Source organism: Bacillus sp. JK74, from assembly GCF_053663395.1.
This window is the reverse complement of record NZ_JBSJQB010000007.1, coordinates 95,568-114,043: the sequence shown is the minus strand read 5'-3', so window position 1 is coordinate 114,043 and position 18,476 is coordinate 95,568. Positions and strand designations below refer to the sequence as shown.

17 protein-coding genes are annotated in these 18,476 nt (G+C 48.1%); 2 read left to right on the top strand and 15 right to left on the bottom strand.

Annotation, left to right across the window (positions count from 1 at the left end):
- Nucleotides 1-358: 358 nt before the first annotated feature.
- From ACWJJ5_RS17770 to ACWJJ5_RS17740, 7 genes are all read right to left on the bottom strand, one after another.
- Nucleotides 359-1,561, bottom strand: coding sequence for an MFS transporter (locus tag ACWJJ5_RS17770; protein WP_454022588.1), 1,203 nt, complete (start codon nucleotides 1,559-1,561; stop codon nucleotides 359-361).
- Nucleotides 1,562-1,676: 115 nt separating this feature from the next.
- Nucleotides 1,677-2,765, bottom strand: a complete 1,089-nt coding sequence (locus ACWJJ5_RS17765) for a toxic anion resistance protein (protein ID WP_032857831.1) — start codon at nucleotides 2,763-2,765, stop codon at nucleotides 1,677-1,679.
- Between the two features lie 6 nt (nucleotides 2,766-2,771).
- Complete coding sequence (locus tag ACWJJ5_RS17760; protein ID WP_014304294.1) at nucleotides 2,772-4,394, bottom strand: YceG family protein; 1,623 nt, start codon at nucleotides 4,392-4,394, stop codon at nucleotides 2,772-2,774.
- A 72-nt stretch (nucleotides 4,395-4,466) separates the two neighbouring features.
- The gene (locus ACWJJ5_RS17755) at nucleotides 4,467-5,240 is read right to left on the bottom strand and encodes a TerC family protein (protein WP_003156644.1); all 774 of its coding nucleotides are present in this window, start codon (nucleotides 5,238-5,240) and stop codon (nucleotides 4,467-4,469) included.
- Between the two features lie 38 nt (nucleotides 5,241-5,278).
- Nucleotides 5,279-5,857 carry a TerD family protein gene (locus ACWJJ5_RS17750; RefSeq protein ID WP_003156645.1) on the bottom strand — a complete coding sequence of 193 codons (579 nt, stop codon included), beginning with the start codon at nucleotides 5,855-5,857 and terminating at the stop codon, nucleotides 5,279-5,281.
- Between the two features lie 33 nt (nucleotides 5,858-5,890).
- Complete coding sequence (locus tag ACWJJ5_RS17745) at nucleotides 5,891-6,472, bottom strand: TerD family protein (protein WP_003156648.1); 582 nt, start codon at nucleotides 6,470-6,472, stop codon at nucleotides 5,891-5,893.
- 23 nt (nucleotides 6,473-6,495) lie between these two features.
- Nucleotides 6,496-7,092 (bottom strand): TerD family protein, encoded by a 597-nt coding sequence (locus ACWJJ5_RS17740; RefSeq protein ID WP_003156649.1) that lies wholly within the window; start codon nucleotides 7,090-7,092, stop codon nucleotides 6,496-6,498.
- Nucleotides 7,093-7,367: 275 nt separating this feature from the next.
- Between ACWJJ5_RS17740 and ACWJJ5_RS17735 the strand changes: the two genes are divergently transcribed.
- Complete coding sequence (locus tag ACWJJ5_RS17735) at nucleotides 7,368-8,363, top strand: LLM class flavin-dependent oxidoreductase (RefSeq protein WP_003156651.1); 996 nt, start codon at nucleotides 7,368-7,370, stop codon at nucleotides 8,361-8,363.
- A gap of 44 nt (nucleotides 8,364-8,407) precedes the next feature.
- Here the strand turns inward: ACWJJ5_RS17735 and ACWJJ5_RS17730 are convergent, their stop codons facing one another.
- The 6 genes from ACWJJ5_RS17730 to ACWJJ5_RS17705 form a co-directional block, all read right to left on the bottom strand.
- On the bottom strand, nucleotides 8,408-9,247 hold the full coding sequence (locus tag ACWJJ5_RS17730; RefSeq protein ID WP_003156653.1) for a metal ABC transporter permease: 840 nt from the start codon (nucleotides 9,245-9,247) through the stop codon (nucleotides 8,408-8,410).
- Nucleotides 9,205-9,900, bottom strand: a complete 696-nt coding sequence (locus ACWJJ5_RS17725; protein WP_003156655.1) for a metal ABC transporter ATP-binding protein — start codon at nucleotides 9,898-9,900, stop codon at nucleotides 9,205-9,207. The genes ACWJJ5_RS17730 and ACWJJ5_RS17725 overlap by 43 nt, the downstream gene beginning before the upstream one ends.
- Nucleotides 9,901-9,954: 54 nt before the next feature.
- Entirely contained in the window at nucleotides 9,955-10,914 is a 960-nt protein-coding gene (locus ACWJJ5_RS17720; RefSeq protein ID WP_003156656.1) for a metal ABC transporter substrate-binding protein, read from the bottom strand.
- A 186-nt stretch (nucleotides 10,915-11,100) separates the two neighbouring features.
- Nucleotides 11,101-12,780 carry a glycoside hydrolase family 13 protein gene (locus ACWJJ5_RS17715; RefSeq protein ID WP_454022587.1) on the bottom strand — a complete coding sequence of 560 codons (1,680 nt, stop codon included), beginning with the start codon at nucleotides 12,778-12,780 and terminating at the stop codon, nucleotides 11,101-11,103.
- Nucleotides 12,781-12,863: 83 nt separating this feature from the next.
- Nucleotides 12,864-13,643 carry a glucose 1-dehydrogenase gene (locus ACWJJ5_RS17710; RefSeq protein ID WP_077721756.1) on the bottom strand — a complete coding sequence of 260 codons (780 nt, stop codon included), beginning with the start codon at nucleotides 13,641-13,643 and terminating at the stop codon, nucleotides 12,864-12,866.
- A 115-nt stretch (nucleotides 13,644-13,758) separates the two neighbouring features.
- Nucleotides 13,759-14,880: a response regulator aspartate phosphatase gene (locus ACWJJ5_RS17705; protein ID WP_003156660.1), complete on the bottom strand. Its 1,122-nt coding sequence runs from the start codon at nucleotides 14,878-14,880 to the stop codon at nucleotides 13,759-13,761.
- 109 nt (nucleotides 14,881-14,989) lie between these two features.
- Between ACWJJ5_RS17705 and ACWJJ5_RS17700 the strand changes: the two genes are divergently transcribed.
- Nucleotides 14,990-15,493, top strand: coding sequence for a M15 family metallopeptidase (locus ACWJJ5_RS17700; protein ID WP_160249120.1), 504 nt, complete (start codon nucleotides 14,990-14,992; stop codon nucleotides 15,491-15,493).
- Here ACWJJ5_RS17700 and ACWJJ5_RS17695 read toward each other — a convergent pair.
- Together ACWJJ5_RS17695 and ACWJJ5_RS17690 are read right to left on the bottom strand one after the other, a co-directional pair.
- On the bottom strand, nucleotides 15,490-16,848 hold the full coding sequence (locus tag ACWJJ5_RS17695; RefSeq protein WP_077721754.1) for a YcdB/YcdC domain-containing protein: 1,359 nt from the start codon (nucleotides 16,846-16,848) through the stop codon (nucleotides 15,490-15,492). The genes ACWJJ5_RS17700 and ACWJJ5_RS17695 overlap by 4 nt on opposite strands.
- 200 nt (nucleotides 16,849-17,048) lie before the next feature.
- Nucleotides 17,049-18,449, bottom strand: coding sequence for a YcdB/YcdC domain-containing protein (locus ACWJJ5_RS17690; RefSeq protein ID WP_454022586.1), 1,401 nt, complete (start codon nucleotides 18,447-18,449; stop codon nucleotides 17,049-17,051).
- Between the last annotated feature and the right edge of the window lie 27 nt (nucleotides 18,450-18,476).

Below are 18,476 nucleotides of genomic sequence, written 5' to 3'. Positions count from 1 at the left end.
TTTAATACCGTAACACGTTTGTAATAAGTCAAACAAACATCATAATCCCTTTTATTTTGTATCATTACTTTAAAAACATCCCTGTGTCTTATTTTCCTCTGGTATGCTTCTAAATACTCTCTAATCCTCCTTATTGAGGATAAATTATAACGGAAACCGGGCTTTTATCAGGCTTGAGAACGTTTCCATCGAATGTGCTGCAAACTGATTTCCTATCCTTTTTTTACAAATACAAGAACTTTTTTGCGACATTGTCCCGGAAAAAGAAGTTTTCGCTTCCTAAAAATAAGGAATTTTAAGGAAAAATATAGGTCTGCCAACAGACAGCCCCACTAAAAAAAGCACCCCAAAAGGGTGCTCATTGCGCAAGCTCTGTCTGTTTCGTTTCTTTTCCGAGAATAATAATGGTGATGACGGCAATCAGGATGGCCGCACAAAAGACGGCGAAAATCACTGTAAACGAAACGTTCCGTGCTGCAAGCGATCCGACGAGAAGCGGACCGAAAATGCCGCCGATTCTGCCGACGGCCGCCGTTGTTCCGGAACCGGTCGCACGGATCGCCGCAGGATACTGCTCCGGTGTATAGGCGTAAAGCACGCCCCATGCGCCGAGATTGAAGAAGGACAGCAGCATGCCGGCTGTGAGCAGCATGCCCAATGAATCCGCGGCACCGAAGAAATAAGCGCTGCCCGCCGTTCCGAGCAAATAGATGACTAAGATGGTCTTCCGCCCCGCTTTTTCGATCAGCCACGCCGCTGAGAAATATCCGGGAAGCTGGGCAAGTGTCATCAGAAGGACGTATTCGAAGCTCTCAATCATGCTGTAGCCTTTCATCAGCATCACGCTCGGCAGCCATAAAAACATGCCGTAATAAGAAAAGACGACACAGAACCAAACGACAGACAGCAGCACCGTCGCCCGGATATACGGTTTCGTCCAGACACTTCCCGCCTGCCCGCGTATGCTTTTTTTCTGCGGCAATGCCTGATGCGCCGGTGATTCCGGAAGGCTTTTCCGCAAGTACAGCGCATAAAACGCGGCCAGCGCCGTTAAGAGCAGTGCGGCCTGCCAGCCGAATGCCGGTATGACAAAGTAGGAAATCACCGCCGCAAGAAGCCAGCCCGCGGCCCAAAAGCTCTCAAGCAGCACGATGATCCGTCCCCGCTTTTCGGGAGCGGACGCTTCTGACACGAGCGTCGAGGCAACAGGCAGTTCCCCGCCAAGCCCCATTCCGATCAGAAAACGCAATATGAGAAAAACCGTCAATCCCGTTGCGAAAGCGGATATGCCGCTTCCGACAGAAAAGAATAACAGCGTGATCATAAACACTTTTTTCCGGCCGATCCTGTCGGCCAGCATTCCGAATACAAACGCACCCGCTGCCATACCTATGGAATTGACGCTTCCGATCCATTTCATTTGATCGGGTGTTAAATTCCAATCAGTGTGTAGCGCGGCGATAATAAACGATAAAATTCCGACATCCATCGCATCAAACAGCCAGCCCATTCCGGCAATCCCCAGAAGTTTTCGCGGAGTGACGGCAGGTTGTTTGTTCATAAGCAGCACCTCAAATCGAAAATGATTACCGTATAAGTTTACACCTGTCTTTACACATTGTCATTACCTTTTTCACAAAAAAAATCCCGCTTGCCGTAAGCAAGCGGGGTACCGGTTAATTCTTTAAGACTGCGTTTTTAATATTATCCTGGAGCTGTTGAATCCGTTTCGCTCCGTCTTCTCTGATACGTCTGTTCTCTTCCTCGATCTGTTTCGTTTCCTGCATACCGCTGACAATCGTATTCCAAGACGTTTCGATCGTCTCAATGTCAATGCTCGGACGGCCTGCCATACGGGCGATCTCCACGCTTTGGTTTGAAATATTTTCAGCGTTGCGCTTCAGCATTTCATTCGTGCGTCGGTCCAGTTCGCTCATTGAATCAGCCACAAGCTTTTGGCGTTTGACGGTAACAGCCTGAATGATGCCGTTTTTGAAAATCGGAATCGTAATGACGAATGCAGAATTGATTTTCCCGATGAGCTTCGTGTTCCCGCGCTGAAGGAGGCGGATCTGCGGTGCCGTTTGCAGCGCGACCATCCGCGCCATATCTAAATCATAGACACGTTCCTCAAGCGCTTGAAGCCCATCGCGCAGCGTATCGAGCTGCATTTGCGCAAGCTGGTTCCCGCCGGCCGCTTTTTCTTCATAAGAAGGAATGAGCGCCTGCATTTCCTCAAGCTTCATCTGCCCGGCAACGACATATTTTTCAAGCTCCATGTAGTAGTTAATGTTGTTTTCGTACATCTCTTCAAGTGTATGGTTCGTCTTTGCCATTTCATCTTTGTATTTCGAAATTTCAACATGGATTTTTTCAATTTCTCCGCCCAGGGTGCGGTACTTCTGAAAGATCTTTTCAATCATGCTGTTGCCGCGTTTGAACATTTTAGCAAGGAATCCTTTTGGTTCATCGAAATCATTTTTGTCGAAACGGTCCATGATTTTTCCGAGCTGCGTCAGCATTGTGCCTGAATCTGTGACACTTGTTGTTTTCATCATATTTAAGATGCGGTCGGAAAACTTCGAGATCTCAACTGCCGGTTCTTTTCCGTACTCCAGCAGCTCCATTTGGTTTTTCACGTCAATCTGCTGCGAAATGCGCTGCACCTCAGGGTCTTGGCGCAGCTGCGCCCTGATGTCATCTGCTTTTTGTTCAGAAATCTCTTCATTTTTATCAAGAACAAGCGGATTTTGATTTTCTGTCATATTTATTTACTCTCCCTGCTTTTGCGTAATGGTTCTAAACAGCTTTCTTACGAGTGACGGCTCCTTATATTCCTGCCGAAACACCATGTCCTCCAGCCAATGGACATCAAATTGGCTTTCTTCAATATAATGCTCAATGTCCTGATGACCCGGCGGATTATACAAGATGATATCGACGCCGAATTTATTTAAAAACAAAAGAGCGGCGGCATCAGAACGTGTGAGTTCGCCATTTTGTTCCGTATGATATAAAACGAGTTTCGGAACGGTTTGGGCGTAATCAAACGTCTGAATCAATTGCAGCAGCGAAGCGGGCAGATTCGTCGCCTGGCGGAACAAATAGATTGCGGCATCCCTTGACTGCTCCCCGGGCAAAGCCTTCAGCCCTGGGTTTCTGCACATGTCAGAAATCACATTGGCGATGGCGCTCTGCACACCTGAAGGCAGATGCTTGTACTGCCAGATGTTGCTTCTTTTCAGCCTGTCCGCGTCAACCTCTCCTTTTTCATTTAAAACCTGACTGTAGTGATACTGGTAGTTGGCTTTCAGCTCTTCCGTAAACGGAAAACTGCGGATCATGTGTGTCTCCTGATAGTCCGCGGCGGTATGGAGTCTGTTCCAATATTCTTTCGTATCTTTGGAAACCCCCATCACTTTAGCAAAAAGGTTCGGAACGGCCACCCGCTCCCTGTCCGCTTTAAATTGCGGCCGGATAAACGCCCGCTCCTTCGCAATGAGAAATAACTCATCATACGTCGTTTTTAAGGTCACGGACTGCGGGGTGTGCTCCCTGAACTGCCAAGGCTTATACATCATGGATTCCTCATGGTTCAGCACATGCTCAATTTCTTTCGTTGACCGGTAGGCCGTCGTGGACGTTCTGTCCGGCTTTTCTTTCGGAAAAGGCTCAAGACCGCCTGTTGCGGGGAGCTTTATCACAAAGCTGAGCTCCTCATCCGGATCAATCAAGCTGAACGGATCTTCCGCAGCCGGATGAAACAATAGGACATCACAGCCGATCAGCATGAGATAATAGAGAAAATAGAGCTGGCTTTTGGTCGCGTCTCCATACCACACCACCTTCGGCATCTCACGCTCTATATCGGCTTGTTCGAGCCATGGATTCAGGTGGTTCAGCGAAAACTTTGACACATCCAAGAGCACACGCCGGAAATCGGGATGATTCAGCCCGTTTTCATGCCGGTCCGCAAAGGTTTCCAAAAGCGTCATAAACGCGGTTCTCAGCCGGCGGTGCATAAGCGGATCAGCGTGTTTGGCAAGCAGCCTGCCCCCATCGAGAAACGCGACAAACCTGGAAACCGAAAGCCCTTTCTCTTTTTGATTGACCGAATGGATGTGCTGCAGCGCCTGAAACGTTTCCGGCGCGATGGTCTTATCCAGCGTCTCGCTCAACACATGGATGTTTTCATGAGAAGACAGCTCGAAAAGCTTACTGTAATACTCCGTCTCATCATAAGGAGTGCCCAAAATCCGGACGGCAAGACGGGTAAACGCCAGCCCGTTTTCCCGCTCGTAACCGGGACGTTCCGGCAGCGGCCGCATCAGAAACGTTTCCCAGTCATCATTTTCCGGCTCGGCCTTTCGGATCACCAATTCCTCCTGCTTCATCATTTTCCTCCTTTCTCTTCATGATAATCGGTACAAAAAAGGAAGGAAATGAACTCTCCCTCCTTTTTTGTTTTATTCTTCTTTAGATGCAGCCGTCTGCTCCTGAACCTGCTTTTGTTTGTTGAAATAATGGATAATAAACGTGACCACAAACGCAGCGATGATGATTCCGAAGAACACCACGTGCGGCATTTCATAATCAAAGGCGCTCGCCGCCATTTTCACGGCGATAATCCCGATCAGCACAAAAGCCGTGTTTTCAAGTTCAGGGATTTTATCAATTAACACAAGGAATACTTTTGCGACTGTACGCATCATGAGAATGCCGAGCATACCGCCGATCAAGAGCACCCACACTTTTTCCGATACCGCAAACGCGGCTAAAATGCTGTCAACAGAGAAGGCCAGATCCATTAACTCAACTGAAACGACAGTGGCCCAGAAAATTCCGAACGTACGGACCATCCATGAATTTTTCTTCATGCCTTCCGTATCGTCATCACCTTCTCCGATCCAGAAATGCTTAATGACGAGCCAAGCCAGGTACAGCGCGCCAAGCACTTTGATCCACCAGAACTTAATGAGCAGCATCCCGATTCCGATAAAGATAAAACGGAAAATATATGCCCCGAACAATCCGTATGTTAATGCTTTCTTCCGTTGTTTTTCAGGCAGATGCCTTACCATAACCGCAAGCACTAACGCATTGTCGGCCGACAGCAGCCCTTCCAGCAGAACCAAGGAACCGATCAGCCCCCATGATACAGGGTCAGTCAGCACCTCACCCCACATTTTCCAATCAAAAAAGGAAGCGTAGGTCGACATAATATGATGTAGAAAATCCAAGTTTTTTCCTCCTATTTAGTAAAACGGTAATTTCCTGCTTACACCTGCAAGCCGTAATTCCGGCAAAGTGATGCCAGACCGCCGGAAAACCCGCTGCCGATGGCGTTAAACTTCCACTCAGCCCCATGGCGGTAAAGCTCACAAACGACAACCGCCGTTTCAATTGAGAAGTCTTCCCCTAAATCGAAACGAAGCAGTTCATTCTGGCTGTTTTCATCGACGACGCGCACGAACGCGTTCGAAACTTGTCCGAAGTTTTGGCCGCGCGCTTCCGCATCATGAATCGTGACGGTGATGCCGATCTTTTCAATATTTGCGGGTATTTTTGAGAAATCGACGATAATTTGTTCATCGTCTCCCTCTCCCTCGCCCGTCCGGTTGTCTCCCGTATGGATGACGCCGCCGCTCGGGTGTTCCAGGTTATTGTAGAAAACAAAATCAAGATCATTTACACAGTTGTCATGGGCATCGACAAGAAAAGCCGACGCGTCAAGGTCAAAGTCATGCCCTCCGGAGTACTTGTTCGTATCCCAGCCTAAGCCGATCACCGCTTTTGTAAGACCGGGGTTCGTTTTTGTCAGATCAACACGCTGTCCTTTCGCCAATTGAATAGCCATGTGCCGTCTCTCCCTTCTGTGCTTGATATGGTTTTAGCCGATTTGCAGGCCGTAATCTGTCGCAATACGGGCCAGTCCGCCTTGATAGCCTGAGCCGATCGCGGAAAATTTCCATTCGCCGTTATGTCTGTAAAGCTCTCCTGCGATAATGGCTGTTTCAATTGAGAAATCTTCAGCCAGATCGTAGCGGATCAGCTCTTCATTTGTCTCTTCATTGACAATGCGCACGAACGCGTTGGAAACTTGTCCGAAGTTTTGGCCGCGCGCTTCCGCTTCATGAATCGTGATGACGAATGAAATTTTGTCAATAGCCGCAGGCACCGCGCTCAGGTTGACCCTTACACTTTCGTCATCGCCTTCGCCCTGGCCTGTGAGGTTGTCGCCTGAATGTGCGACAGAGCCGTTTCCGCCTTCAAGCTGATTATAGAAAATAAAATCATCGGGCGACGCGCATCTTCCTGCTTCATTTAATAGAAAGACGCTGGAATCTAAATCAAAATCATGTCCGCCGTCGTATTTGTTTGTATCCCAGCCAAGGCCGACAACGACTTTAGAAAGACCCGGATTTGTTTTAGTCAAATCTACTTTTTGTCCTTTTGCCAATGAAATTGCCATGTGTGCACTCTCCTTTTTATTGTTTAGGCGTATCGGTTAACGATATCGCCGATTTTTGTATCGTTTGTGCCTTCTCCTACCGCGGCGAATTTCCACTCGCCGTCCTCGCGGTAGATTTCAGCCGCGATCAGGCTCGTTCTGCCTGAATAGTTATCTCTTAAATTGTACGTCACCAGTTCTTCGCGATTAGCCTGATCAACGACGCGGATGAACGCGTTTTGAATCATGCCGAAGTCCTGTTTTCGTCTGACGCAGTCGTAAATATTGACGACAAACACAAGTTTATTAATCTGAGCGGGCACTTTCGCCAAATCGATGAGAATTTGTTCATCATCGCCGTCGCCTTCACCCGTCAGATTGTCACCCGTATGTACGACACCGCCGCACCGGCTTTTCAGATTGCCGAAATAGATGACGTTTTTGCTGTCTGTCATTTTATCATTTTCAAGCATCAGTACGGAAGCGTCACAGTCGATATTGGCACCGCCTCCGCCGAACAGCTTTCCGAAAAAGCCGCCGGATGATACAGGGTCCCAGCCGAGTCCGACCAGCAGTTTTGACAGGCCGGCTTTTCCTTTTGTTAAATCAATCCGCTGTCCTTTTTGTAAAGAGATCGCCATATGATTCACTCCTATTCTGTAAGGGTGCCGCTAAGCACGCCGCAAGTGCGCATTTTTACTAAATTCCGGGACAAGAATCCCGGTGTTTATTAAGATATACGTCTTTTATTATATCAAAGTTTCATAAAACATAAGAATTTTTGGCGAAAAACGGCGAAAAATTACTTCCTATATTCTCCTTCGTTCCGGAGAGAATAGAGAAAACAAAGAAATTGACGGAGACTGAACATTTTTCCTATCCTTGTATCAATACATGTCAGGAAAGGGGCAGACGAGTGATTGATTTAAGCATACTTGATCAGGCGCCCGTATCCAAAGGAAACGGGCCGCACGAGACGCTCCGCCGTTCAGCGGAGCTCGCCCGCCTCAGCGAAGGTTGGGGCTATAAGCGGTACTGGTTTGCCGAGCATCACGGCACAAGAGGGCTCGCAAGCGTTTCGCCGGAAATTATGATCGCTCATACCGCCGCAGCCACAACATCCATCCGTGTCGGATCAGGCGGCGTGCTGCTGCCGCAGTACAGCCCCTATAAAGTCGCGGAAACTTTCCGTCAGCTTGAGGCGCTGCATCCGAACCGGATTGACCTTGGGGTCGGACGCTCACCGGGCGGCACGACGAAAATCCGGCTCGCCCTCACAGACGGGGTAAAGAAAAGTATGACCGAGTTTAACAGGCAGCTTCAGGATTTATCATCCTTTCTGACAGATTCGGTTCCCTCGGACCATGCTTATGCCGGAATAAAAACAGCGCCTTTGATTGAAACAGCCCCGCAGCTTTGGGTGCTCGGCCTCGGGGAAAACAGCGCCAGACGCGCCGCTCTTCAAGGTGCGGGCTATGTCTTCGGCCATTTCATTAATCCGGAACGCGGGGAAAAAGCCTTTCAGATCTATCGGGACCATTTCCGGGCCTCCGCCCATTTTTCCGCTCCGGCCTCACTCTGTGCCATTTTCGTCATATGCGCAGCTACGGATGAGAAAGCGGAAGAACTCGCCTTAAGCCAGGATTTATGGCTTCTTCGTGTTGGAAAAGGCGCCGACAGCCGCGTGCCGAGTGTGGAAGAAGCGAAGGCTTATCCGTATTCGCCGGAGGACCGTAAACAGATTGCAGAAAACAGGAAGCGGATGGTGATCGGCTCACCTGCCGCAGTGAAACGCCGTCTGCTTGAACTTTCCGAACGTTATCAGACAAAAGAGATGATGGTGCTGTGCAACGTCTTTGATTTCGAAGCGAAAAAAGAGTCATATGAGCGTCTTGCTGATATATTTCTGTAAAAAAAAGCCGTCAAACGGAGCAGCAGATGAAACTGCTGCACCGCTTAACGGCGGTTTTTTCGTTCTTTTCCTTTTTTAAACGCATTCCAAATCCCCTGCAGCATAAAGCCGAGCAGAAGCAGAATGATTAACAGTAAAGTGATTGACGGCCCCGGAGGCGTTCCGAGCTGATACGAAGACGTCAGCCCCATGAACACACTGAAAAGAGAAATAATAATGGCTGCCGCAAACACCCATTTAAACCCTTTGGCGATACGGATTGCAAAAGCCGCGGGCAGTACGAGGAGCGCGGAAACGAGCAGCACGCCGATAATCGGAATAATGACCGAAATCGCCAGCCCCGTCACGATGCTGAATGACATTGACAGGAGGTTTGTGTTAATGCCTGATGTCTTTGCCGTCGCCTCGTCAAAGGTAAGGAGATAGAGCGGTCTGTTTAAAATAATGAAATAAAGCAGAATCAGCAGGGTAATGCCTCCGATAATATAGACCTGCTGCTGGCTGACCGTGACAAGCGATCCAAATAAATATTGATCGATGCTCATCGACGCGCCGCCTTTTGACAGGCTGATCAGAAACATCGCAAACGACAGCCCGGCCGCCATTAAGATTGCGATGGATACCTCTGAATATGTACGGTATGCCCGCCGCATATATTCGATGCCGATCGCTCCGATCGTGACGACAACGATGCTCGCCGCCGTAATATTGGTACTGAGAAAAAAACCGATGGCCACGCCCGACAATGAAATATGAGACAGCGTATCCGCCATCAGCGCCTGTCTTCTCAGCACGAGATATACGCCTAATATCGGCGCCATAATTCCGATCATGCTTCCCGCTAAAAAAGCTCGTCGCATGAATTCCAAGTCAAACATTTCCATCCGCCTTTTTCCCCCCTCTCAAGCCGTATGACTTTATCCAAATACTGCTGTACTTCGTTTTGTTCGTGTGTCACCATGACGACAGTGCGGTTGTGATTTTTCACCTGATGGTGCATAAATTCGTAGAAACCCTGTCTGCTTTCATAATCAACCGCGGTTGTCGGTTCATCAAGCATCAGCAGATCCGGATTGCTTGCAAGCATTCTCGCAATGCAGATTTTCTGCTTCTGTCCGCCGGATAAATCGCCGATTTTCCGGTGGCGGAAATCCCACATTTCCACCATCTTCAGCGCGTTTTCCACCTCGTGGTGATCCGTTTCGTTCAATCGTTTAAACCATTTTCCTTTCGTATAACGGCCTGATTGCACAAGCTCCAGAACCGTGCTTGGGAATCCTGCGTTAAATGAAGAAATCTGCTGCGGAACATAGCCGATTGTCAGGCGTTTTCCGGCAGCGTTTTTTTTACTGATCTCGGCCGTTCCTTCCCAAGGTCTGAGCATGCCGAGCATGACTTTCATGAGCGTCGATTTTGACGCGCCGTTCGGTCCTGTAATGCCGACGAATTCGCCGCTTTTGATTTCCAGCGACACACCGTCAAGCACGGGTGTATGCGAATAACCAAAAACGATATCCTGTAATGTAACGAGATTCATGCTGACCTTCCTTTCCCGCATAGAAATAGTGTGCACCCCGCGGCGCACACTATGTTATTTAACCAATAGCGAATCTTTCAGTGCATCAAGGTTTTTCTCCATAATGTCGATATAACCGATGCCTTTATCCCGTTCTTTTTGGCTTAAACCTTCCAGTGTATTGAGCACTTCCGTTTTCGCGCCAATTTCACCGGCAAGTGTATCTGCAACTTTAGGCGATGCAACTTCTTCAAAGTAGATGATCTTCACATCATGCTTTTTGGCAAACGTTTTGAGATCCGCCAGTTTAGCCGCACTCGGCTCTTCTTCAGGAGAAAGGCCTGCAATCGCGACTTGTTTTAAGCCGTATTCTTTGGCGAGATAGCTGAATGCCGCGTGCTGTGTGATCAATTCTTTTTTCGACGCTTTATTTAATGTTGTACGGTATAGTTTATCAAGATCCTGCAGTTTTGCAATATATTCTTTACTATTTTTCTCATAGTATGCTTTATTCTTCGGGTCCTGTTTTACGATCTGCGCCGTAATGGTTTTGACCTCTTTTTGCGCAAGAACCGGGCTGAGCCACACGTGAGGGTCCATGCTGCGGCTGTGGTCATGACCGCCGTGTCCATGTTCCTCTTCCTCTTCATCCGAACCTTCGAGCAAGTCAATTCCTTTTGACGCCTTTACAAACTTCGCATGATCAGAGCTCATGCTTTTTTCCGCTGAAGGAACCCATGTCTCCATATATTCGCTGTTGTATACGAAAAGATCGGCGTTTTGAATGCCGGCGATATCCTTCGGCGTCGGCTCCCAATCATGGGGTTCGACCGAAGACGGGATGAGAATGTCTACATCGCCTTTGTCTTTGACAATTTGTTTCGTGAATTCGTACATAGGATAAAAGGTCGTCACGACGTGCAGTTTGCCGCTTTTCGAAGAACCTGACGAACCTTTCGAAGATGAATTGCCGCAGCCCGCCGCGATTAAAAAGCATGCCGCAATGACAATGATTCCGCTCCATTTTTTAAACAAGCCGTTTCCCCCTGTTCTGTAAATCAGAATGATGACGATTTCCAAAGCGTACTTTCTCGTTCATTTGTTACCTATACCATAATAAAACGAAGTAATTACGTTTTGCAAGATATTTTTTCTAAATTGATATCCGACTTACCTAAAAAGCGCCCCCGCCATGTATGGACGGGGGCGTCGTATCACATATCAGGCAAGCAGATAGACTCTTGTTTCATAAGGGCGGAATGTGATGCGGGATTCCGCGCCGCCGCCATTTTCATAGTTGCTGAGAAGCAGCTCGGCCCTTTCAGATTCGGAACCGTCCGGCCAATAAAAGACGGCTTCTTCTTCCGATACGTTACTGATGGACATGAGTTTTTGCCCGTTTGCCTGTCTTTCATACACAAACAGCTGCGGATCATCAGGAAGCAACAGCGTGTAGCTGCCTTTTATGATATCAGCATACTGTTTTCGCAGGCGGATCAGTTTTTTGTAAAAGTTCAATATAGAATCGGGATCATCCTGAGCCTCGGCCGCATTGACGGTTTTGTAATTGGGATTGACCTTCAGCCACGGTTCGCCCTCCGTAAATCCGGCATTCTTGCTGCCGTCCCACTGCATCGGTGTTCGTGCATGGTCCCGGCTTTTCGCCATAATGGACGCCATGACTTCTTCTCTGTCACGGCCCATTTCAAATACCCTTTTATGATACATATTGACGGTCTGAATATCTTGATAATCCTCTATTCTGTCAAACGGAGCGTTTGTCATGCCGATTTCTTCCCCCTGGTAAATGTACGGCGTGCCTTTCATGAAATAAAGCAGGGCGGCAAGCATTTTGGCGGATGCTTTGCGGTATGTGCCTTCGTCTCCGAAACGGGATACGATCCGGGGCTGGTCATGATTGCACCAATACAGCGTATTCCAGCCTTGATGTTCCAGTTTTTCCTGCCAGTCTGTGAGCACTTTCTTCAAATCGGCCAGCTCAAGCGGTTTTACATCCCAATGCTCTTGGCCCGGCTTTTGATCAAGCTCCATATGCTGAAAATGAAAAATCATATTCAGCTCATGCTCATCGGTTCCCGTATAAACGAGCCCCTCCTCAGGCGTCACTGATCCCGCCTCGCCGACCGACATCACGTCATATTTAGAAAATACCTCTTTCGTCATTTCTTTTAAGTAATCATGTATCCGTGCTCCGTTTGGCCGGAAAGGCTTTGGATCGGCCCGGCGAGCGATATAATCTTCATACGGCGGCAAGTATTCTTTTTTTGACAGAAGATGAAGCTGGTCTATTCGCAATCCGTCCACGCCTTTATCGAGCCAAAATCTCATCATCTCGTATACTGATTGCCGAACCTCGGGATTTTCCCAATTCAGATCGGCTTGTTTGACGGCGTTCATATGCAGGTAATATTCGCCCGTATGTTCTTCGTACTGCCAGACGGATTGTCCGTAATCCGACACCCAATCGGTCGGCGGGCCGTCCGCGGTGCCCGGCCGCCAAATATAATAATCGCGGTATTTGCTGTCCGGATTCATTTCCGCCTCTTTGAACCAAGGATGCTCCGTGGAGGTATGATTTAAGACGAAGTCCATCACAAGCTTTAATCCGCGGTTGCGGCATTCTGTAAGCAGATCGTGAAAGTCCTCCATCGTTCCGTATGATTCCATAATCGCTTGATGATCCGTCACATCGTAGCCGTTATCGACGTTTGGCGACGGATAAATCGGGCAGATCCATATCACATCAGCGCCAAGTTCTTTTATATAATCGAGACGCGCGATAATCCCCCGCAGGTCGCCTATGCCGTCGCCGTTCGTATCTTGGAAGCTTCGCGGATAGATTTGATAGACAACGGCGTCTTTCCACCAGTCACTCGCCATCTTGCGGCCCTCCTGTTTTTTAGAGAACCATTTCCTTTATGACCCTTCTCTAAACAAAAAAGAGAAGGTTTCCCCTCCTCTTTTTAACTTTCCAGCTGAGACGGATAAAGCGTCATGCCTCCGTCGACGAAAAGTGTCGTTCCGGTTACGTAACTCGCTTCTTCCGACACCATCCATGCGGCGGCCGCGGCGACTTCTTCCGGTTTTCCGAAGGCGTTCATCGGAATTTTTTTCAGCTGGGCCTGTTTATGTGTTTCATCTTCCAGATCCTTATTGGACTCTGTGGCGATCGTTCCGGGAGCGATGGCATTCACCCGGATGCCTTTGTCTGCGTAATTGAGCGCCATCGTTTCCGTCATCATTTTGATCCCGCCTTTGGATGCCGAGTACTGCACGTTTTCAGGACGCGGTATTTGCTGATGAACGCTCGATATGTTTAAGACCGTTCCTTTTTTGCCGCGCTCGAGCATATGTTTCAGTGCCGCTTTCGCCCCCAAAAAGGTGCCGGTCACGTTGACGTCGATGACCCTTTGCCAATCCTCCAGGCTCATTTCATGGGGCATCGCTTCGGCTCCGTTAAAGCCGGAATTGTTGACCATCACATCCACGCCCCCGAAATACTCCTGCGCGGCATTAAACAGCGCCTGAATCCCTTCTTCTGAGGATACATCGGCTTTTACGGTGACGGCTCTGCCTCCCGCTTTCTCAATGATGTCCGCCGCTTCTTCCGCTCCGGCGGAATCACCGAGGTAGTTCACAACCACATTCATCCGCTCCTTGCCGAAGCGTTCGGCAATGGCTTTTCCGATTCCTTTCGAAGAACCTGTTACAATCGCTGTTTTTCCCTGTAAATCCTGATACATTGTCTCATTTCCTCCCTGATGTTAATACAGAGCATGTACCCGGTTTTAATCGGCTGAAAACAAAAGGAATCATAAAAAGAACGATGAAACCGAAGCTCCCTCGTTCTTTTTTTCATTATGCGTAGTTGTTCATTTGCAGCCTTTTTTGCACGCCGACAAGCCTGCTGAAAAAATAAGATGCCGCTTTGTAGTTCTCCCGTTTATGAAAGAAATGAGCCGCGTCCTGAAGCAGTTCCTCTGTGTCAGCCAACAGCTCCTTTGATTCCAGGATGTCAAAATACTCTTTGAGCGAATCCTGTCCGCCTTCCCCCTGATAAAGCTCTTTAATCAGACGGAATTTCGTCATATAGATCTCATCTTCCCACTCCGCCGCGCTTCTCATGCCCCGCGCGCAGCTGGCGGCGGCTTCACTGTATTTTTCCGTTTTAAAGTAGATATGTGTGAGTGAAAAAACAGCCTGGATGACCTGCCGGAAGCTGTGTGCTTCAAATCCGGCAGCCGCCCGTTCAAAATCCTCCGCCGCCTTGCAAAAGTCACCCAGACTGTACATACAGTGCCCGATATTATAATAGGCCGCAGCAATCATATATTGATCATCAAGCCGCTCCGCGTGCTCCAAGGCGCATTCGAGGTATTCCAGCGCTTTTTTATGCTGCTGGGCGTCCATCAGATTTCCGGCAATGATAAATTTGCACTGCACCCTTCTCATTCCGTATAATTCATATTTCTTGTAAATATCAAGCGCCTGTCCCGCGTAATTCATCGAAAAGAAAGTCTGCTTGATATGATAGTACACCTCAGAAATTTTATACAGAAACTCGGCTTTCTCTATGTCATCTTCCACATATTCAAGCTTTTCCTCAGCCCGCTTATAATGAGAAATCGCTGAGATGAAGTTTTTCTGCTTAAATTCATACATTCCCCTGAAATAGTAAAAATAATATTCCAGTAAGCCGGTCAGCTTTTGCTGGTTCATCTCAATCTCAGTGAGCATTTCAGAGAACGGAGGCTGGCAGTCGCCGTCTTTCATGGGTTTTAATTTATCCAGCATGATGCGGTGCCTAAATTCCATTAATGAAAAATACAACAATAAATCCTGATTTTCTTCCATATCTTCGAGTTCATATTGAATCTCCCGCTTCAGCGCTTCAGCTTTATCGGCTTCAAACGCGCGGATCAGCTTATACCATTCATTCATCTTAACGGCCACTTCTTCAGATGGAATCTTGGATTTCATAGATTTGCCTCCTTCCTCCGGCTACTAATTATGTTATATTTTATCATAGCAAATTTATGGCAGTGAGCAAACAAAGATTTTAATCAATTAAAGAAAGAGAGAATTCACCATGAAACTACCAGTCAGAATTGCACTGCTTTTGATCCTCTTCTTTTCCGCAGACCTATGTTTTTCCTATGTGCAGAAAGAATTGAGGCCGCAGACGGCATTACAAGATAGAGCCATTCCAAGCGCTCTTCATCCGCTCGTGAAACAGAATGCGGAGCTATTGCGGACGGCCGCTCTGAAAAAAGGCATCACCGTCGTTATCACAGAGGGTTTCAGATCAATTGAGGAACAAAACGAATTGTACCGTCAAGGACGTTCAAAAAAAGGAAATATCGTCACCTACGCAAAAGGCGGGGAATCTTACCACAATTACGGCCTTGCGATCGACTTCGCCCTGCAAAAAAAGGATGGAAGCCTGATGTGGGATATGACGTACGACGGAAACCGAAACGGCACGCCCGATTGGCTTGAGGTCGTATCGATTGCCAAAACGCTCGGTTTTGATTGGGGAGGCGATTGGAGAGGCTTTAAAGATTATCCTCATTTACAAATGATCCCTGGCTAATAAAACCTTTTCTTTTTTCGCTTTTGCGCATCAATGTACGGAGGATAGACAGGCCTGTACACAAGCTTATATCCTTCATTGCCGGACGGCGTAAAATCGCGCTGCCACTCCAGCCGCAAATGGAAATCGGATAAAAAAGCGGCCTTTGCTTCTTCGGGAGTAACGGCCGGCACCGGATTGATCTTCTCCAGCTGCTCCGGGTCAATGTCAGGCGCCATGTAAGCTTCCACAAGCCCCGTTACGGGACTGACAAGTATTCTCGCAGCGCCGAACCGCAGCGGAATATCCTGATGCCATACGGAAAAATGGAAGCGGAACCTGCCCCTTCCGTCCGTTTTCAGCGGGTTCATTTTAAAAAACTCGTCCGCTCTCGGATAAAGCTTGTATAAAAATTGAAGCGCGACGGTCTCACACTCTTCCGCAGAATAAAAGGCCGGGCCCTGATGCTCAATAAAAGATTTAAAGGCTGTCATTTTCCCTGTCTTTTTGTCCGTTTTCATCTTCATTGTATTTTTGTTGCTGGTTTCAAAATAGCTTTCGATACTCAAATCTTTCCGTTCCGGAACCGATCCTTTCCGCCATGTCGTTCCGATCTCATCCCCGAGATCGCGCCGGCGCGTCTGAACCATATCCGAGGTAAACCCCATTAATTCATCCAGGCTGATTTCCCGTTTATGTTCAAACGCGGGAAGCGGTTTTGCCGGCTCATTCCTGTCTTCGCAAAGCTGCTGATCCGGCACGATATCATCTTCACCGGCCGGATAGCTGTAAGCCGGCAGAATCGGTTCATAGACGAGACGCGGTATTTTCTCAAAATTGACCACATCATAGACGAGACTGAATGTCAGCACACTCATATAATGCGAGACGACTTTTTCCCGATCGACGAATGTTTCCGGGACGGGCGCTTCACCCTTATCCCCGTAATAGATAAACTGCACGACGAAGCCGCTCCTGGTTACATCAACGAAAAAACCTGAATCGGGAAGCGGCCGGCCGAGCACTTTTTTTGTATAGATAAATCGGATGCACCCATTGCGTTCTTCCCTCGCCTGAAAGATGAAATTCATAAAAGTAAGCGGGCGGTGTCTCGCCGCAAACCGAAGAGCCGTCAGCTTTAATTCGGCGTCTGACAGCTGCATGTCTGAACCCGGACAGTCGTTGCGTGAGTATGTAAGCAAAGATCCGTCGTCGCCCAGCTCAATCGTTACCGTTTTATCCGGATGGTTACGATCTTTCCATATATAATAGGCTCTCGTTTTTTGTTTTTCATCATAATCTTCTATTTCAAGCTCATAGTGCGGCGGTATATTCCCGATCTCCAGCGCTTTTTTTCTCAGATGTTCTTTCAGCAATGGGGTCATCCTTTCAGAAGAGTGTATAAAAAAGAACTGTTTTTAATTATATAAAAACGTCCTTATCCTTTTAAAGGGAAGAAAGTGCCTTTTATGTGTCTATTTTTAGCAAAGAGGGAAAAGAGCCGTATTCAGAGCGGTTGTTTCCCATACAAAAGTCACATTTCCCATGAAAGACCCGGGACGAACGCCCATGACCTTCAGCCTATTAAACTCGTGATCACTTCTCCCGTATGAGCCTCAATAAACCGCGGGAAAACCGGCTTATATACGAGCCTGTACACTTTTCCGCAGCTGCCGTCTTCGTAACAACGATCCCAAGCGAGCTCGGCTTTGATGGCCCGGCGGATCGCGTCCTTCGCCTCTTCCATTGTCAATGAAGGAACGGGATCGATTTCCTCGAGCTCTTTCGGATCAATTTCCGGCGGCATATATACAGTGACAAGACCCGTCTTTTTGCTGACACAGATTCTCCCCTCTCCGAATCGCAAATCAACGCCGCCCGAACAAGCCTTATATGTAAGTCCCACGTTTTCTCCTTCATCATCCGGCTCATCATATTGAACCCGGAAATACTGATCCGCTTCCGGAAACATGGCGAACAAAAAGCGGATGGCCATGTGATGGCATTCTTCCTCGGAAAACTCCGGTTCGCCTTCACTATGTATAAATGACATTACCCCGGTGAGCCGGCCCGATTCTTTATCATACCTTGTTTTCAATACATGTTCATTCCGCTCTTTTAACAGACTTTCAAAACTTTTATCTTCCCGTACGGATTTTGTTTTTTCAGGGCGCCAGGCAATACCGATACTGCCCTCTCCAAGATCGCTTTCCCTCTCTTTATAAAAACCGTCGTGCAGCCCGATCATGTCATTGATGCTCATCTTTTCCGCTTCAGGTGCAGGGCGTGAAATCGGGACATACGGCAGCGTGCCGTCTTCCAGCTCTTCATATTCATCTATTTCTGCATTCTCTTCCTTCAGGTCGGCCGATATCGGCCGCGTCGGAGACACGATTTCATAGACGAGATGGGGCTTGTCATCCCCCTGCACATAGACGGACTGATGCAGTACGGTGAACAACAGCTCCGCTTCAATATGTTTGACAAAGTGAGCCAATGCTTCCCGCTTGTCCGCAATTGTTCCGGGTCTTAAGAGATTATCGGCCTTCCCATGGTAAGAAAAGCCGGTTACTTCCCCTGTCAAAGACAGGTCGACGTAAAACCCGGTCAGCGGAAGCGGCAGACCGTCAGCCATCTGAACATAGGAATATCTCACATCATCATCATTGGCGGAGCCGCTGTTTTCCAATTCGAACTCAGCCAATGCCCCCGGACGATGGGTTTCTACAAACGCCCGCATCCGCTCTTCTATGTCCGATTCCGAAAGAGCCGGCAAATCAGTCCGGAAAGCCGGACGGGATAAGGATTTCAGTTTTCCGTCCCGGTCTAGTTCAACCATGATGCCGGCTTCCGGATCATTCTTATCTTCCCACCAAAACAAAACCTCATCTTCTTGGTATTCTTCCACATTACTCTCGTAGCGGGCAGGTACGTTTCCGATCCGGAGAGCCAGCTGTTTCAATTCTTCTTTTTTCATCATAACACTTCCTTTTCTTCCAAAAAG

What these genes read in the sequence shown, in the direction of transcription:
- ACWJJ5_RS17770 (WP_454022588.1), bottom strand. Translation starts at nt 1,561, where the DNA reads ATGAACAAACAACCTGCCGTCACTCCGCGAAAACTTCTGGGGATTGCC.
- ACWJJ5_RS17765 (WP_032857831.1), bottom strand. Translation starts at nt 2,765, where the DNA reads ATGACAGAAAATCAAAATCCGCTTGTTCTTGATAAAAATGAAGAGATT.
- ACWJJ5_RS17760 (WP_014304294.1), bottom strand. Translation starts at nt 4,394, where the DNA reads ATGAAGCAGGAGGAATTGGTGATCCGAAAGGCCGAGCCGGAAAATGAT.
- ACWJJ5_RS17750 (WP_003156645.1), bottom strand. Translation starts at nt 5,857, where the DNA reads ATGGCTATTCAATTGGCGAAAGGACAGCGTGTTGATCTGACAAAAACG.
- ACWJJ5_RS17745 (WP_003156648.1), bottom strand. Translation starts at nt 6,472, where the DNA reads ATGGCAATTTCATTGGCAAAAGGACAAAAAGTAGATTTGACTAAAACA.
- ACWJJ5_RS17740 (WP_003156649.1), bottom strand. Translation starts at nt 7,092, where the DNA reads ATGGCGATCTCTTTACAAAAAGGACAGCGGATTGATTTAACAAAAGGA.
- ACWJJ5_RS17730 (WP_003156653.1), bottom strand. Translation starts at nt 9,247, where the DNA reads ATGGAAATGTTTGACTTGGAATTCATGCGACGAGCTTTTTTAGCGGGA.
- ACWJJ5_RS17725 (WP_003156655.1), bottom strand. Translation starts at nt 9,900, where the DNA reads ATGAATCTCGTTACATTACAGGATATCGTTTTTGGTTATTCGCATACA.
- ACWJJ5_RS17715 (WP_454022587.1), bottom strand. Translation starts at nt 12,780, where the DNA reads ATGGCGAGTGACTGGTGGAAAGACGCCGTTGTCTATCAAATCTATCCG.
- ACWJJ5_RS17710 (WP_077721756.1), bottom strand. Translation starts at nt 13,643, where the DNA reads ATGTATCAGGATTTACAGGGAAAAACAGCGATTGTAACAGGTTCTTCG.
- ACWJJ5_RS17705 (WP_003156660.1), bottom strand. Translation starts at nt 14,880, where the DNA reads ATGAAATCCAAGATTCCATCTGAAGAAGTGGCCGTTAAGATGAATGAA.
- ACWJJ5_RS17700 (WP_160249120.1), top strand. Translation starts at nt 14,990, where the DNA reads ATGAAACTACCAGTCAGAATTGCACTGCTTTTGATCCTCTTCTTTTCC.
- ACWJJ5_RS17690 (WP_454022586.1), bottom strand. Translation starts at nt 18,449, where the DNA reads ATGAAAAAAGAAGAATTGAAACAGCTGGCTCTCCGGATCGGAAACGTA.